Origin of the sequence: Sphingomonas sp. (assembly GCF_026460985.1) — a bacterium.
Lineage (GTDB): Bacteria > Pseudomonadota > Alphaproteobacteria > Sphingomonadales > Sphingomonadaceae > Sphingomonas.
In genome coordinates this window covers 1-12953 of sequence record NZ_JAPKNM010000117.1, presented here as the reverse complement: position 1 = coordinate 12953, position 12953 = coordinate 1, and the positions used below count along the sequence as shown (strand labels likewise).

At 68.2% G+C, this 12953-nt stretch carries 14 protein-coding genes; 9 read left to right on the top strand and 5 right to left on the bottom strand.

Annotation, left to right across the window (positions count from 1 at the left end):
- The first annotated feature begins 131 nt into the window (after nt 1–131).
- On the top strand, nt 132–959 hold the full coding sequence (locus tag MT490_RS18905) for a class I SAM-dependent methyltransferase (protein WP_297391147.1): 828 nt from the start codon (nt 132–134) through the stop codon (nt 957–959).
- Between the two features lie 191 nt (nt 960–1150).
- On the opposite strand, the gene MT490_RS18900 is transcribed toward MT490_RS18905, so the two are convergent.
- The 3 genes from MT490_RS18900 to rpmI form a co-directional block, all read right to left on the bottom strand.
- Entirely contained in the window at nt 1151–1768 is a 618-nt protein-coding gene (locus MT490_RS18900; RefSeq protein ID WP_297391252.1) for a LysE family translocator, read from the bottom strand.
- A gap of 183 nt (nt 1769–1951) precedes the next feature.
- The gene (gene rplT, locus MT490_RS18895) at nt 1952–2317 is read right to left on the bottom strand and encodes a 50S ribosomal protein L20 (protein ID WP_297391145.1); all 366 of its coding nucleotides are present in this window, start codon (nt 2315–2317) and stop codon (nt 1952–1954) included.
- Between the two features lie 14 nt (nt 2318–2331).
- On the bottom strand, nt 2332–2535 hold the full coding sequence (gene rpmI / locus MT490_RS18890; RefSeq protein ID WP_297391143.1) for a 50S ribosomal protein L35: 204 nt from the start codon (nt 2533–2535) through the stop codon (nt 2332–2334).
- Nucleotides 2536–2740: 205 nt separating this feature from the next.
- Between rpmI and MT490_RS18885 the strand changes: the two genes are divergently transcribed.
- Nucleotides 2741–4879 carry an AsmA family protein gene (locus tag MT490_RS18885; protein WP_297391141.1) on the top strand — a complete coding sequence of 713 codons (2139 nt, stop codon included), beginning with the start codon at nt 2741–2743 and terminating at the stop codon, nt 4877–4879.
- Between the two features lie 211 nt (nt 4880–5090).
- Complete coding sequence (locus MT490_RS18880) at nt 5091–5498, top strand: VOC family protein (RefSeq protein ID WP_297391139.1); 408 nt, start codon at nt 5091–5093, stop codon at nt 5496–5498.
- 159 nt (nt 5499–5657) lie between these two features.
- Here the strand turns inward: MT490_RS18880 and hisN are convergent, their stop codons facing one another.
- The gene (gene hisN / locus MT490_RS18875; protein WP_297391137.1) at nt 5658–6440 is read right to left on the bottom strand and encodes a histidinol-phosphatase; all 783 of its coding nucleotides are present in this window, start codon (nt 6438–6440) and stop codon (nt 5658–5660) included.
- Nucleotides 6441–6506: 66 nt separating this feature from the next.
- Between hisN and MT490_RS18870 the strand changes: the two genes are divergently transcribed.
- The 4 genes from MT490_RS18870 (at nt 6507) to MT490_RS18855 (ending at nt 10691) form a co-directional block, all read left to right on the top strand.
- The gene (locus tag MT490_RS18870) at nt 6507–7565 is read left to right on the top strand and encodes a phospholipase A (RefSeq protein ID WP_297391135.1); all 1059 of its coding nucleotides are present in this window, start codon (nt 6507–6509) and stop codon (nt 7563–7565) included.
- A 35-nt stretch (nt 7566–7600) separates the two neighbouring features.
- The gene (locus MT490_RS18865) at nt 7601–8149 is read left to right on the top strand and encodes a redoxin domain-containing protein (protein ID WP_297391133.1); all 549 of its coding nucleotides are present in this window, start codon (nt 7601–7603) and stop codon (nt 8147–8149) included.
- 129 nt (nt 8150–8278) lie between these two features.
- Nucleotides 8279–9304 (top strand): sensor domain-containing diguanylate cyclase, encoded by a 1026-nt coding sequence (locus MT490_RS18860; RefSeq protein WP_297391131.1) that lies wholly within the window; start codon nt 8279–8281, stop codon nt 9302–9304.
- Between the two features lie 529 nt (nt 9305–9833).
- Nucleotides 9834–10691: an SDR family oxidoreductase gene (locus MT490_RS18855; RefSeq protein WP_297391129.1), complete on the top strand. Its 858-nt coding sequence runs from the start codon at nt 9834–9836 to the stop codon at nt 10689–10691.
- A 181-nt stretch (nt 10692–10872) separates the two neighbouring features.
- On the opposite strand, the gene MT490_RS18850 is transcribed toward MT490_RS18855, so the two are convergent.
- Nucleotides 10873–11487, bottom strand: a complete 615-nt coding sequence (locus tag MT490_RS18850; protein WP_297391127.1) for a YbhB/YbcL family Raf kinase inhibitor-like protein — start codon at nt 11485–11487, stop codon at nt 10873–10875.
- 120 nt (nt 11488–11607) lie between these two features.
- On the opposite strand from MT490_RS18850, the gene MT490_RS18845 reads away from it, so the two are divergent.
- On the top strand, nt 11608–12144 hold the full coding sequence (locus MT490_RS18845) for an NAD(P)H-dependent oxidoreductase (protein ID WP_297391125.1): 537 nt from the start codon (nt 11608–11610) through the stop codon (nt 12142–12144).
- Between the two features lie 76 nt (nt 12145–12220).
- On the top strand, nt 12221–12814 hold the full coding sequence (locus MT490_RS18840; protein ID WP_297391123.1) for a response regulator: 594 nt from the start codon (nt 12221–12223) through the stop codon (nt 12812–12814).
- Nucleotides 12815–12953 lie beyond the last annotated feature (139 nt).

Here is a 12953-nt window from a genome sequence, read left to right as displayed (position 1 = left end):
CGCGCAAGATTCGCCCGCCCGCGCGGCCCATCGCGGGGGCGGGGCGGGACGACGCAGCCCGCTTCCCGCCATTCCCGACTCATGAGACCACCCGCGTCGCCGACTGGGTAGCGTGGAGGCGACCGATGTTGATGCAGGCAAGACTCGAGACCGTCGACTGCCCCTGCTGCGAAGGCGACGGGCATCGGCATTGGGCATCCGAGAACGGCTACAACGCCGTCAAATGCGCCGGCTGCGGCACCGTCTATATCCGCGAGCGCCCGCGCGCCGAGGACATCTCCGCCGCCGCGCGCGACGGCGTCCACCCGACCGAGGACGGCACCCTCGACCAGAGGCTGCACCGCCAGGGCTGGAAGGTGCCCTTCTACGCCGGCATCGTCCGCCGCTTCTTCGAAGGCGAGAAGGGCCTCAGCTGGCTCGACGTCGGCGCGGGCAATGGCGAGTTCGTCGAGGCGGTGCAGCGCGCGTTGCCCGACGTGCAGGCCCTGGGCATCGATCCGATGGAAGTGAAGGTCGCGCGCGCCCAGCAGCGCGGCGTGCCGATCACCGCGCAGACGCTGGAGGAAGTGACCGGCAGCTACGACGTGATCTCGATCATCAACGTCTTCTCGCACATCCCCGACTTCCAGCATTTCGGCGGACTGATCCGCGCCCGGCTCAAGCCAGGCGGCTCGCTGTTCATCGAGACCGGAAACGGCGGCGACCTGCCCTCGCGCGCCGATTATCCGGGCGAGCTTTTGCTGCCCGACCATCTCGTTTTCTCGGGCATCGAGCAGATGAAGCAGACGCTCGGCCGGCTGGGCTTCGGGCGCGTCGAGCATTGGAGCCGCCGCACCGATCACCCGCTCTGGGCGGCGAAGCAGCTGGTGAAGAGCACGCTCAAGGGGAAGCCGAAGGTCTTCGTACCGTGGACGCGCCAGTTCCGAACGGTGTTCTACCGGGCGTATCTCGACGGTTAGGGCGAATCGCTACTCTATTCCCCTCCCTTCAGGGAGGGGTTGGGGGTGGGTAGCGACGGGCGAGGCTCGGTGCCTCGTCCGTCGCTTCGACGCTGGGCAATGAGTCTTTCTTAGGCGCGCAGACGCGCGCACCCACCCCCATCCCCTCCCTGCAAGCAGGGAGGGGCGTGTTTTCGGACCTGTCCCAGCAGCTACGCCCGGCTGCCGAGCAGGGCGCCGCCGAAGCCGATGAACATCACGCCGGTGGCGCGGTTGAACAGCTTCTGGCGATTGGCCGGTGCCAGCCAGCCGGCGAGCGAACGCCCGCCCAGCGCATAGACGCCGTACCAGAGCGCCTCGATCGCCACGAAGCTCGCCACCAGCACCGCGAGTTGGAGCCAGAAGGGCCGCTCCATGTCGATGAACTGCGGGAAGAGCGCCGCGGCGAAGATGATCAGCTTGGGATTGGAAAGGCCGGTGGCGAGCCCCGTGGCGTAGAGCGCGCGGGCCGAGCGCCGCGTGTGCGGATCGCGCGCGGCACCGCCGACCGGGGCGCGCCACGCCTTGATCCCCAGCCACACCAGATAGGCGACGCCGGCGTAGCGCAGCACCTCATAGAGCGCGGGCGACGCCTTGAGCAGCGCGCCGAGCCCCGCCGCGGAAGCGAGCAGGCAGAGCAGGACGGCGCTCATCAGCCCCGCCATCGAGAAGAGCGCGCGGCGCGGCCCATGGTGGATGCTCTGCACCATCACATGGAGCATGTTCGGCCCCGGCGTCCCCGCGATCAGGAACACCGCCGTGACGTAGATCCACCAGGTCTGCATCGCCATTTCGCTTGCCCTTTTCTTCATGCCGACCCGCTTTCGTCATCCCGGCGAAAGCCGGGACCTCAGGCGGCGAGCGGTCGGCTTGTGGCACGAGATCCCGGCTTTCGCCGGGATGACGGCATTCCAAAAGAAAAAGGGCGCCGGTGGATACCACCGACGCCCCATATTCCTGCGTGTGTCCCTGGCTCAGGCGGCCTGGGGCAGTGCCGCCTTCGCCTGCGCGACGATGGCGCTGAACGCCTCGCCTTCGTGCATCGCGATGTCGGCCAGAACCTTCCGGTCGAGCTCAATGCCCGCGAGCTTGAGCCCGTGCATGAACTGCGAATAGGTCAGGCCCTCGGCGCGGACGCCGGCGTTGATGCGCTGGATCCACAGGCCGCGGAACGTGCGCTTCTTAACCTTGCGGTCGCGATAGGCGTATTGGCCGGCCTTCTCGACGGCCTGGCGCGCGATGCGGATCGTGTTCTTGCGACGGCCGTAATAGCCCTTCGCCTGATCCAGAATGCGCTTGTGCTTCGCCTTGGTGGTCGTGCCACGCTTAACTCGTGCCATGTGTCAGGCCCTCCTTACTTCAGGCCGTACGGCGCCCACTGGCGCACGTGAGCCGTATCGGCATCGGCGAGCACGGAGGTGCCGCGATTCTGGCGGATATACTTCGCGTTGTGCGAAATCAGGCGGTGGCGCTTGCCGGCGACTCCATGCTTCACCTTGCCGGTGGCGGTGAACTTGAAGCGCTTTTTGACGCCGCTCTTCGTCTTGAGCTTGGGCATTTTGGTCTCCTTACAAACTCGAACGTGCGAGCAGCCGCGGCAGCCCTTGATGGCCGGGCGTGTTCCTGACGTTCGAGGAAAGCGGGGCGCATAGCCGCAGACGGGCCGCAATGCAACCGGAGTCCCGCCGCCGCCCTCGCTCCGACCCCTTGCCGGGGTAATGATGGAGGCGGAACCCTCGGAGCCTACAGGCTTTTTCCTAGGGATGGCTGATCGGGACGCGCCCATCGCCGCCCGTGAGACGGCTCCCCCGCCGAGCGATTCGCCCGACCGCCCCGCACGCGCGCTCGGCACGCCGCTCGCCAGCGCCATCGCGGTCGTCGCCACCCTCCTGGGGCTGCTCGTCCTCGCCTGGACAATGCTGTTCGTCACCAAGGGCCGCTTCCTCAAGCCCAGCTTCGAGAAGGTCGTCGCCGCGCAGACACACCGCGACGTGAAGGTCGCAGGCGACTTCCAGCTCTATTTCGCGCCGTTCAACCTCCGGTTCGTCGCCGAGGGGTTGACCATCTCCAACCCCGCATGGGCCGGACGCGGCAACTTCTTCTCGGCGAAGCGGATCGATTCGCGCATCTCCACCTGGAGCCTGATCACCGGCAACCGCCGGATCAACTGGCTCGGGCTCGAGGACGGCCATGTCGACCTGCAATGGGACGCGCAGGGCCGGCGCAACACCTGGACCTTCAGCGAGGAGAAAGGCGAGCCGCTCGACCTGCCGATCATCCGCCGCGCGCTCGTCCAGGGCACGCTGATCCGCTATGTCGACCCGCGGATGCAGATCGCCGCGGGCATCCGCATCCACACCGTGGAGGCGAAGGACACCCAGTTCGCCAGCACGATCCGCTTCGACGGCAACGGCACGGCGCGGGGCACGCGCTTCACCATGGCGGGCGCCTTGCTCACCCCCAACGCCACCGTGTCGGGTGGCCGGAACCGACTCCAGCTCCATGTCGAGGGCGTCCGTACCGCGGTCGACGTCTCGGGCACGCTCCCCGGCGCGACCGAGATCGAAGGCGCCGACCTCCATATGGACGCGCGCGGCCAGAACCTGGCGGACGTCTTCTCGGTCGCGGGCATCGCCGTCCCCGACACGCGCAATTATCGCCTCCGCTCGGCGCTCACCAAAAAAGGCGACGAATGGCGCTTCACCGGGCTGCGCGGCCGCTTCGGCGCCAGCGATCTCGCGGGCCGCTTCACCCTGGCGATGCACGAGCCGCGGCTGCTGCTCACCGCCGATCTCGCGACGCACGTGCTCGACATCGTCGATGCCGGGCCGTTCGTCGGCTACAGCCCCCAGGCATCGGCCGTGGGCGCGGTGGTGACCCGGGCGACGGGCACCCCACGCATCCTCCCCGACGCGCCATTGCGGGTCGAGGCGCTCAGGAACTTCGACGCCAAGGTGCATTGGACGGTGCGCACCGTCCGCGCCGAGAGCCTGCCGGTGTCGAACATCACGCTCGGCCTCGATCTCGACGACCGCCTGCTCAAGCTGAGCCCTTTGAACTTCAGCATGGCGCGCGGCACGGTCTCTTCGGACATCACGATCGACGCGCGCCGCGATCCGGTCTTCACCGACTACGACATCCGCCTCTCACCCACTCCGATGGGCGTGCTGCTCGCCGGCTTCGGCGTCGAGGAATCGGGGACGAGCGGCACCCTGAAGGCGCGCGTGCAGATGACCGGATCGGGCAACAGCGTGCGCGATTCGCTGGCCAGTTCGAACGGCCGCATCGCGGTGATCCTGCCCAAGGGCAGCTTCTGGACGCGCAACGTCCAGCTCTCCGAGCTCGATATCGGCGTGTTCATCCAGAAGATGTTCGAGAAGAAACTGAAGGAGCCGGTCCAGATCAATTGCGGGCTGATCGGCTTCAGCGTGCGGAACGGCATCGCCGCCGCCGACCCGATCCTGATCGACACCCAGAAGAACGTCATGCTCGGCCGCGGCGGGTTCAGCTTCAGGAACGAGGCGATCGACCTCGCCTTCCGCGCCGACGGCAAGAAGTTCAGCCTGTTCGCGGGCCAGTCGCCGGTGGGCATCGGCGGCTATTTCGCGCGGCCGAGCATCCAAGTGATCAGCCCCGAATTGCTCGCGCGCGCCGGGGCGGGGCTCGGGCTCGGCGTGCTCGCCAGCCCGTTCGCGAGCGTGATCGCGTTCGTCGACATCGGCGACGCCAAGGCCGCCGATTGCGGCCCCGTGCTCGCCGGCGCCGCGGCCCAGGCCCAGCGCACCGACAAGGGCAAGCCCCGCGACGATGTCGGCAAGGGCACCACCGCCAAGTCCGAGGACGGCACGCGCTCGAACGAGGAGCGCCGGAAGCAGCGCAAGAAGTTCCTGGGGATTTTCTGAGCAAAAATTCCTCCCCGGAACGGGGAGGGGGACCGCGCAACGCAGTTGCGTGGTGGAGGGGCCCCGGCCTCCTCACACGATATCGCTGGTGGAGAGCGGGCTCCCCTCCACCATCGCTGACGCGATGGTCCCCCTCCCCGTTCCGGGGAGGATTTCTGCACCATCCCTGTTCGGACTACATTCCCTCCACCCGACTCGAAGGAGAACGAGCATGGCCGAAGACCGGATTGCGATGCCCGGCGTCACCCCGCACCTCACCATCCGCGAAGGCAAGGGCAGCGCGGCGGTGGATTTCTACAAGGCCGCCTTCGGCGCCGAGGAAACCGGCCGCCATCTCACCGACGACGGCAAGCGGATCATGCACAGCCATCTCCTCATCAACGGCGGCTCGCTGATGCTCAACGACGACTTCCCCGAATATACCGGCGGCGTCTCGGTCCCCGCAGGCGTCGGGCTGCACCTACGCGTCGACGACGCCGATCAATGGTGGGAACGCGCGCTCGCCGCGGGCGCGACGGTGCGCATGCCGCTCGACAACCAGTTCTGGGGCGATCGCTATGGCGAGGTGGTCGATCCGTTCGGCCACACCTGGACGATCGGCGGGCCGGTGAAGGAATAGCACCGATCGACCTTGCCTACCCCGTCACCCCGGACTTGTTCCGGGGTCCACCGGGAGGCTGGCGTTGGACAAGCGGCGAGAGGATTTCGTATGACGGCACCGTGGACCCCGGCCCAAGGCCGGGGTGACGGCTAATTTCTGACCCCAGCAGTGGCCGCCTCAATGCCCCCGGCAGGCCAAAGCCTCGAGGATCTCCTCGATCCGCGCCGGGTCGCCCGCGGCGACGACCTCGCCGTTGCTGCCGGCGTGGAGCGGGTCGCCCTGCCAGTCGCACATCCGCCCGCCCGCACCCTCGACCACCGGTACCAAAGCGGCGAAATCGTGGAGCTTCAGTCCCGCCTCTACGACCACGTCGAGCCAGCCGCTCGCGACGCAGCCGTAATTGTAGCAGTCGCCGCCGAGCACCGTGCTCGTCACCGCCGCGTCGAGATGTTCGAAGGCGTGGAGCTGGTGATCGTCGAACAGAGCGGGTGAGGTCGTGCCGAGGATCGCGCCCTTGAGCTCGCGGCAGGCGCGCGCCTGGGCGGGCTTGCCGTTGAACAGGGTCTGGCGACCGGCGACGCCCACCCAGCGCTCGCCGATGATCGGCTGGTCGATGATACCGAGCAGGGGCCAGCCGTCCTCGATCAACGCGATCAGCGTGCCGAAGATCGGTCGGCCGGCGATGAAGGCGCGCGTGCCGTCGATCGGATCGAGCACCCATTGGCGCCCGCTGCTGCCTTCGCGCACGCCGAATTCCTCGCCGATGATGCCGTCCATCGGCCGCTCGGCCACGATCAACCGGCGCATCGCCTCCTCCGCCTCGCGGTCGGCGAGCGTCACCGGAGACAGGTCCTCCTTGGCCTCGAGCCCGAAGGAGCCGCGGAAGCGCGGGCGGATCGCGGCGCCGGCGGCGTCGGCAAGGCGCTGGGCAAGCGCGATATCGGTCTCGGAAACGGCCATGCCCGCCGCCCTACGCGTCCGTTTTTGACTCGCCAAGGTCACAAAGCGCTGCCAGTCGTTTCGGCAATGCGTCTGATCCTGTTTGCCCTGGGCCTTTGCGCCGCCACGCCCGCCGCCGCGCAGCTGCGCGCGGTGCCGGCCCAGCCAGCCTCCGAAGTGGAGGCGCTGCGCGGCGTCGAGGTGTTCCTCGTCAACGAGACCGCCGCGCCGATCGCCGATGCGGGGCCGCGCCAGATCGAAGTGACCGCGGTCGACGGCACCCGCCTCGTGCTCGAGCGCGTCCCTGGCCCGACGCCGACCATCGCCCCCGGCGGCTTCGCCAAGGCGCGCTACGTGCCCGTGAGCGTCGCCAACGTCGCCATTCCGCCCTCCGACCAGCATCCGCCCGCGAAGATCGCCGCCGAGGAGACCGTGGTCCAGAGCTCTACGGGCACGTCCTCGGCCTTCCTCGATCGCTTCGAGCCGCACGAGCCGGTCTATGGCGTGTTCGGCACCGGCGATTCGGGCGGCAAGCTCCAGGTGAGCTTCGCCTTCCGTCCCTTCGCCGAGGATGCGCCGCTCAAGCTCGGCAACCTCCGCTTCGCTTATACCCAGACGATGTTCTGGGCGCTGCGCGAACCCTCGGGCCCGTTCCGCTCGACCAATTACAGCCCCGAAGTCTATGCGGACATCCCGTTCGACGAGACCACCAGGGTCGCGCTCGGCTGGCGGCACGATTCGAACGGCCGCGGCATGGTCGACTCGATCGACGTCAATCGCATCTTCGGCCGAGTCGAGAAGAGCTTCGACCTGGGCGGCGACTGGCGGCTCGACGTCGCGCCCCAGGCCTGGTTCTATGTCGGCCGCTTCGGCACCGCACCCGACGTGAAGGACTATCTCGGCTACACCGCGCTCACCGCCACGATCCAGCAGAAGGACGGGCTCAAGATCGCGCTCACCGGCCGCGGCAATTTCGACACCAGGCGCGGCGGCGCCGAATTGTTCGCCTCCTATCCGCTCGCGGCGCTCGGCGGGGGCGTCGGTTTCTATCTCTTCGGCCAGGCCTTTACCGGCTATGGTGAAGCGCTCGACGACTATCGCGTGAACGATACGCACGCGCGAATCGGAATCGCCCTGACCCGATAGACTCAAACTGACCCGATAACCCAAGGAGTGACGCCATGCGGACCAAGCTTCTCCTCGCCGCCCTGCTCCTGCCGCTGTCGCTGCCGGTCGAGGCGGCGCTCGCTCCCGGGGCGACGGCGCCCGATTTCAGCGCGGCGGGCGCGATGGCGGGCAAGCCGCTGAGCGTCAGCCTCAAGGCGGCGCTCAAAAAGGGCCCCGTCGTGCTCTATTTCTTCCCCGCCGCCTTCACCGGCGGCTGCAATGCCGAGGCGGCCGCCTTCGCCGCGAAGCTCCCCGATTTCACCGCGGCCGGCGCGACGGTGATCGGGATGACCGCGGGCAATGTCGACAAGCTCGTCGCCTTTTCGAGCGAGCATTGCGCGGGCAAGTTCGCGGTGGCCGCGGCGAGCCCGGCGGTGATCAAGGGCTATGACGTGCTGCTCAAGAAGCCCGACGGCACGCCGACGACGGTCACCAGCCGCACCAGCTATGTGATCGCTCCCAGCGGCAAGATCCTGTTCGCGCACACCGACATGAACCCCTCCGATCACATCCGGCTGACCTTGGACGCGGTGCGGAAATACAAGGCGGCGAAGCGCGGCTAGGTTCTTCACGCTTGGGAAAGCATTTGCTCACCGGATGTTAGCAGTTCGCCTCTAAACCCCTGATCGAACAGATATGCGGGCGGGACCGCAAGCACCGTACGCAACCGAATGCACAGGGGTTTAAGGCATATGGTCGGCGCAAGGGCCGTCCGGGCGGCAAGTCAAAGCGATTCGTCGCGCCGCCTTTACGACCGAATCGGCGATTTCCTTGTCGATCAGCGGCTCGACCCTGATCCCGGCAACTATGCGTTCGCCTATCACCTGCTCGCCAATCCCGAAGGGCCGCTCGCGCGCGCGGTCCATGCGCTGACCGATGGCGGCGTCCGTCTCACCCAGCGTGACATCGAGAAGCTCGGAACCGAGGTCCAACCCAACGCAAAGGTCGCCAAGGAGAAGGCCGACGGACTGGTCGCCGCGACGCAGATGCAGGTCGAGGGCTTCCAGGATATGGTCACCGCGATGCGCGCCGAGACCCAGGGCTTCGGCCGCGATCTCGCCGCGAGCGCCGAGGCGATCTCGCGCTCGAGCGATGGGAGCGGCTCGACCGTGATCGGCGAGGTTGCGCGCATCACCGCGACGATGATCGAACGCGTCCGCAGCGCCGAGGAGCGGCTCGAGAGCGCGACCCGCGAGGCCAGCGAGCTGCGCGAGAAGCTCGAGGAAGCGCGCGACAATGCCCGGCGCGATCCGCTGACCGACCTGCCCAACCGCCGCGCGCTCGAGGAGGCCTATGCCGCGCAGGCGGCGTCCGGCGCCCGGATCTGCCTCGCCGTGTGCGACGTGGACCATTTCAAGTCGGTCAACGACCGCTTCGGCCACGCCGTCGGCGACCGGGTGCTCAAGGCGATCGCCGAGGCGCTGAGCCAGACCTGCGCCGGCCACCTCGTCGCGCGCTATGGCGGCGAGGAGTTCGCGGTGCTGTTCACCGGCGTGAGCATCCAGACCGCGCGCACCACGCTCGACGCCGCGCGCGCCACGGTCGCCACCAAGCGCTACCGGCTGCGCGAGACCGACGCGCCGCTCGGCGAGATCACCTTCTCCGCCGGCCTCGCCGCGGCCGAGCCGGGCGACGGCCTGTCGACCGTGTTCCACCGCGCCGACCGGCTGCTCTACGCCGCCAAGACCGCCGGCCGGAACTGCCTCCTGGTCGGGTGACCGATATCGGACACTCGCTGTCCGCTTCTGATTGGTAATTTACGCCAACCTCTCGCGAAAATTTTCCCAACTTTCGCGGCGCGTTGAACGCGCTATCATAGTTTTCAACTACTTACCAAAGTTGGCACGCCCCCTGCAATAAAGCTGGCATCGGCAATCGGATGGTCCGGCAGCCGATACCACCAGGGAGTAAGATCAATGACCGCTCGTCTCGACTCGTTCCATCATGCCCTCGCCGCCGTCGGCGCCGTGCTGTTCACCGTCGCTTTCGTGGTCTTCTCGACCCCGGTCGTCCCGATCGCCTGAGCCGGTCCGGTAACAAGGAGTATTTCGCCATGGTTCGCTCTGTCCTGCTGGGTCTCGCTTCGTTCGGTATCACCGCGACGATGATCCTCGCCACCGCCACGCAGGGTTCGTCGCTCTTCGCCTGAACCCTGCCCCGCCGCGGCCAAGCGGCGACAAACAAACGGAACTTCCGGCATTCCGCACCGGTTTCCTTCGGCAAGTCCCTCCCTTTGGAGCCAGGCCGATGCGCGAGACCGACACGATCGACATGATCCACGAGGATGCGCTGCCCGGACATGAAAGCGCCCTCGAGCCCAAGCCCGATTGGGAACCCCGCTACCCCGGCTCCGGCCGCTTGAAGGACAAGGTGGCGGTGATCACCGGCGCGGACAGCGGCATCGGCCGCGCCGTGGCGGCGCTCTATGCCCGCGAAGGCGCGCATGTCCCGATCCTCTATCTCTGCGAGCATTACGACGCCGCGATGACCGCCGAGATCGTCCGCTCCGAGGGGCGCGAGGCGCTGACAATCGCCGGCGACCTGGGCGACAAGGCCTTTTGCGACCGCGCGATCGCCGAGGTGGTCGCCAAGTTCGGCCGCATCGACGTGCTGGTCAACAATGCCGGCGAGCAGCATCCCGACCAGCACATCACCGACATCACCGAAGAGCAGCTCAAGCGCACCTTCCAGACCAACATCTTCGGGATGTTCTTCCTCACCCAGGCCGCGATGCCGCACCTGAAGCAGGGCGCGGCGATCGTGAACTGCACTTCGGTGACGATGTACCAAGGCTCGAAGGAGCTGCTCGACTATTCGAGCACCAAGGGCGCGATCACCGCCTTCACGCGCAGCCTGTCCGAGAACCTGGTCGAGAAGGGCATCCGCGTGAACGCCGTCGCGCCCGGGCCGATCTGGACTCCGCTCAACCCGATGGGCGGCGCGCGCCCCGAGAAGCTTGCCCATTTCGGCGAGAACACGCCGATGGGCCGCCCGGGCCAGCCCAACGAAGTCGCCCCCAGCTTCCTGTTCCTCGCCTGCGAGGATGCGAGCTACATGTCGGGCCAGGTGCTCCACCCGAACGGGGGGACGATCGTCAACGGTTAGGATCGACAGGCATTTGAATTCCCCTCCCTGCAAGGGAGGGGTCAGGGGTGGGTAGTGACGGGCGAGGCTCGATGCCTCGTCCGTCGCTTTCAGCTTGGCGATGAGTCTTTTTGAGCGCGCAGACGCGCGCACCCACCCCCTACCCCTCCCTTGCAGGGAGGGGCAGAATATCGATCTCACCCTAAGCCACCGCTGTACTCCGCACGGGCCCGCCCGGCGCCTCCTCGCCGCGCGAATAGGTGCCGGTGAGCAGGCCGGCGGCGAGGACGCGGCCGGCCATCGCCTTGAGGAGCGCGCCGCGGCCGGGCGTGTCGCCGGGATCCGGGCCGGGGCCGAGCGCGAAGAGCTGGAAGGCATAGTGATGCGGCCCGTGCCCGGTCGGCGGATCGGGCGGCAGCCAGCCTTCGCCGAGATAGGAATTGCGGCCAACATCGCTGCCATCGCCGCCCCCGGCGCCGTCAGCGCGGATCGCGCCCTCGGCCAACGCGCCTTCGGGCGACAGCCCCCAGACGACGGCGTGGACCAGCGGCTGCGGGGCGGGCGCGTCGGGATCCTCGACGATCAATGCGAGCCGCTCGGTGCCCTCGGGAACGCCCGTCCAGAACAAGGGCGGCGATACGCCTGTGCCGTCGGCGGTGAAGCGCTCGGGCAGCCGGGCGCCGTCGGCGAAGGCGGGGCTGGCAAGATGCAGCGCCTCGAACGCGCCCAATTCGGGCTGCGCGATCGCGAGCTTGTCGACGCCGGCACGCAACCCCTTGAGCGCACTGCCCAGCCAATGGGGGACATGCTCGAGCATCACTCTCTCCTCTACGATCCACGCGGAACGAGCGGCACCGCCAAACTATCCGGCGGGACGCGCTGAAGCGTTCGGCCGCGATGCTGGCGCGGCCCGCGCCTTTGGGCTAGCGGAAGCGTCATGAGCGCACCCCATATCGTCGCCCTGGGCGGAACCCTGCGGAACCAATCGACGACCGGGCGGCTGCTCGCGGCGGCGCTCGAGATCGCCGAGGCACGCGGCGCGCGCACCACCTTGCTCACCGGCGACGACATCGCCTTCCCGCATTACGAGCCGGGCAATGCCGAGGGCAATGCGGCGATCGGCCGCTACCTCGAGGCCTTGCGCACCGCCGACGCGGTGATCGTCGGATCGCCCGGCTATCACGGGACGCTCTCCGGGCTGGTCAAGACCGCGCTCGACTATGTCGAGCAGCTCCGCGGCGACGAACGCGTCTATCTCGACGGCCTGCCGGTGGGGCTGATCGCCACTGCGGGCGGATGGCAGGCGTCGGTATCGACGCTCCAGGCGCTGCGCACCATCACCCATTCGCTGCGCGGCTGGCCGACCCCGATGGGGCTGGCGATCAACGTCGCCGAGCCGGGCGACGCGATCGCGAGGAGCCGCCCGCAGATGGAGATCATGGTCGGCCAGATCTTCGACTTCCTGCGCCGCTGATCGCCGCGCTTAACGCTTTCGAGAGAGGCTCGGGGCTAAGGTCCTCCCCCTTTGAATCGGAGGATTTCGAGCGCGAATGGAACAGGCTTCGGTCCAGGCAGCAGCGGGCACGCGCCGCAAGGCGATGCGGACCGTCCTCGCCGCCGGCAGCAGCCGCGCGAGCCTGAACGAGATCGCCCAGCGGCTGGGCAATCTCGGCTATCTCGTCGTGCTCGCCGATTCGGCCTGCCAGGCGCTCGAGCTCGTCTCGGCGCGCGGCTTCGACCTCGTGCTGATCGACGCGCTCGCGCCCGAAAGCGCGGCGCTGCACATGCTCGCCGAGATCCGCGGATCGCGCGACACGGAGGACCTGCCGGTGATCATGCTGAGCGAGACGCCCGACCCGGCCGCCGCGGTGGCGGCGTTCGGCGCGGGCGCGGACGATTTGCTGGCCAGGCCGTTCGCGTTCGAGGTGCTGGGCGCGCGCATCGAGCGCACGCTGGCACGCGCCGCCCGGGTCGAGGAGCTCAAGCGCTCCAACCTCGCGCTCGACGCCCGCGTCGCCGCGCGCGCGATCGAGCTGGGCGAGGCCCAGGTCGAGCTCGCCGCCGCCCGCATCGACCGCACGCAGCTGATGGGCTCGATCCGCCAGCTGCACGACCAGCTCGCGGTGCGGCGCGACGCGGCTTGAACCGCAAGTACGCCCCTCCCTGCAAGGGAGGGATGATCGGGCCGGCCATGCCCCCGGCATGGCCTGAACAGCGCGGGGCGCTGTTCACCCGATCATGGGTGGGTGCGCGCGTCTGCGCGCTCAAAAAGACTCATTGCCC

What these genes read in the sequence shown, in the direction of transcription:
- MT490_RS18900 (WP_297391252.1), bottom strand. Translation starts at nt 1,768, where the DNA reads ATGGCGATGCAGACCTGGTGGATCTACGTCACGGCGGTGTTCCTGATC.
- MT490_RS18850 (WP_297391127.1), bottom strand. Translation starts at nt 11,487, where the DNA reads ATGCTCGAGCATGTCCCCCATTGGCTGGGCAGTGCGCTCAAGGGGTTG.
- MT490_RS18840 (WP_297391123.1), top strand. Translation starts at nt 12,221, where the DNA reads ATGGAACAGGCTTCGGTCCAGGCAGCAGCGGGCACGCGCCGCAAGGCG.
- MT490_RS18855 (WP_297391129.1), top strand. Translation starts at nt 9,834, where the DNA reads ATGCGCGAGACCGACACGATCGACATGATCCACGAGGATGCGCTGCCC.
- MT490_RS18865 (WP_297391133.1), top strand. Translation starts at nt 7,601, where the DNA reads ATGCGGACCAAGCTTCTCCTCGCCGCCCTGCTCCTGCCGCTGTCGCTG.
- MT490_RS18905 (WP_297391147.1), top strand. Translation starts at nt 132, where the DNA reads ATGCAGGCAAGACTCGAGACCGTCGACTGCCCCTGCTGCGAAGGCGAC.
- MT490_RS18870 (WP_297391135.1), top strand. Translation starts at nt 6,507, where the DNA reads ATGCGTCTGATCCTGTTTGCCCTGGGCCTTTGCGCCGCCACGCCCGCC.
- rplT (WP_297391145.1), bottom strand. Translation starts at nt 2,317, where the DNA reads ATGGCACGAGTTAAGCGTGGCACGACCACCAAGGCGAAGCACAAGCGC.
- rpmI (WP_297391143.1), bottom strand. Translation starts at nt 2,535, where the DNA reads ATGCCCAAGCTCAAGACGAAGAGCGGCGTCAAAAAGCGCTTCAAGTTC.
- MT490_RS18885 (WP_297391141.1), top strand. Translation starts at nt 2,741, where the DNA reads ATGGCTGATCGGGACGCGCCCATCGCCGCCCGTGAGACGGCTCCCCCG.
- MT490_RS18845 (WP_297391125.1), top strand. Translation starts at nt 11,608, where the DNA reads ATGAGCGCACCCCATATCGTCGCCCTGGGCGGAACCCTGCGGAACCAA.
- hisN (WP_297391137.1), bottom strand. Translation starts at nt 6,440, where the DNA reads ATGGCCGTTTCCGAGACCGATATCGCGCTTGCCCAGCGCCTTGCCGAC.
- MT490_RS18860 (WP_297391131.1), top strand. Translation starts at nt 8,279, where the DNA reads ATGGTCGGCGCAAGGGCCGTCCGGGCGGCAAGTCAAAGCGATTCGTCG.
- MT490_RS18880 (WP_297391139.1), top strand. Translation starts at nt 5,091, where the DNA reads ATGGCCGAAGACCGGATTGCGATGCCCGGCGTCACCCCGCACCTCACC.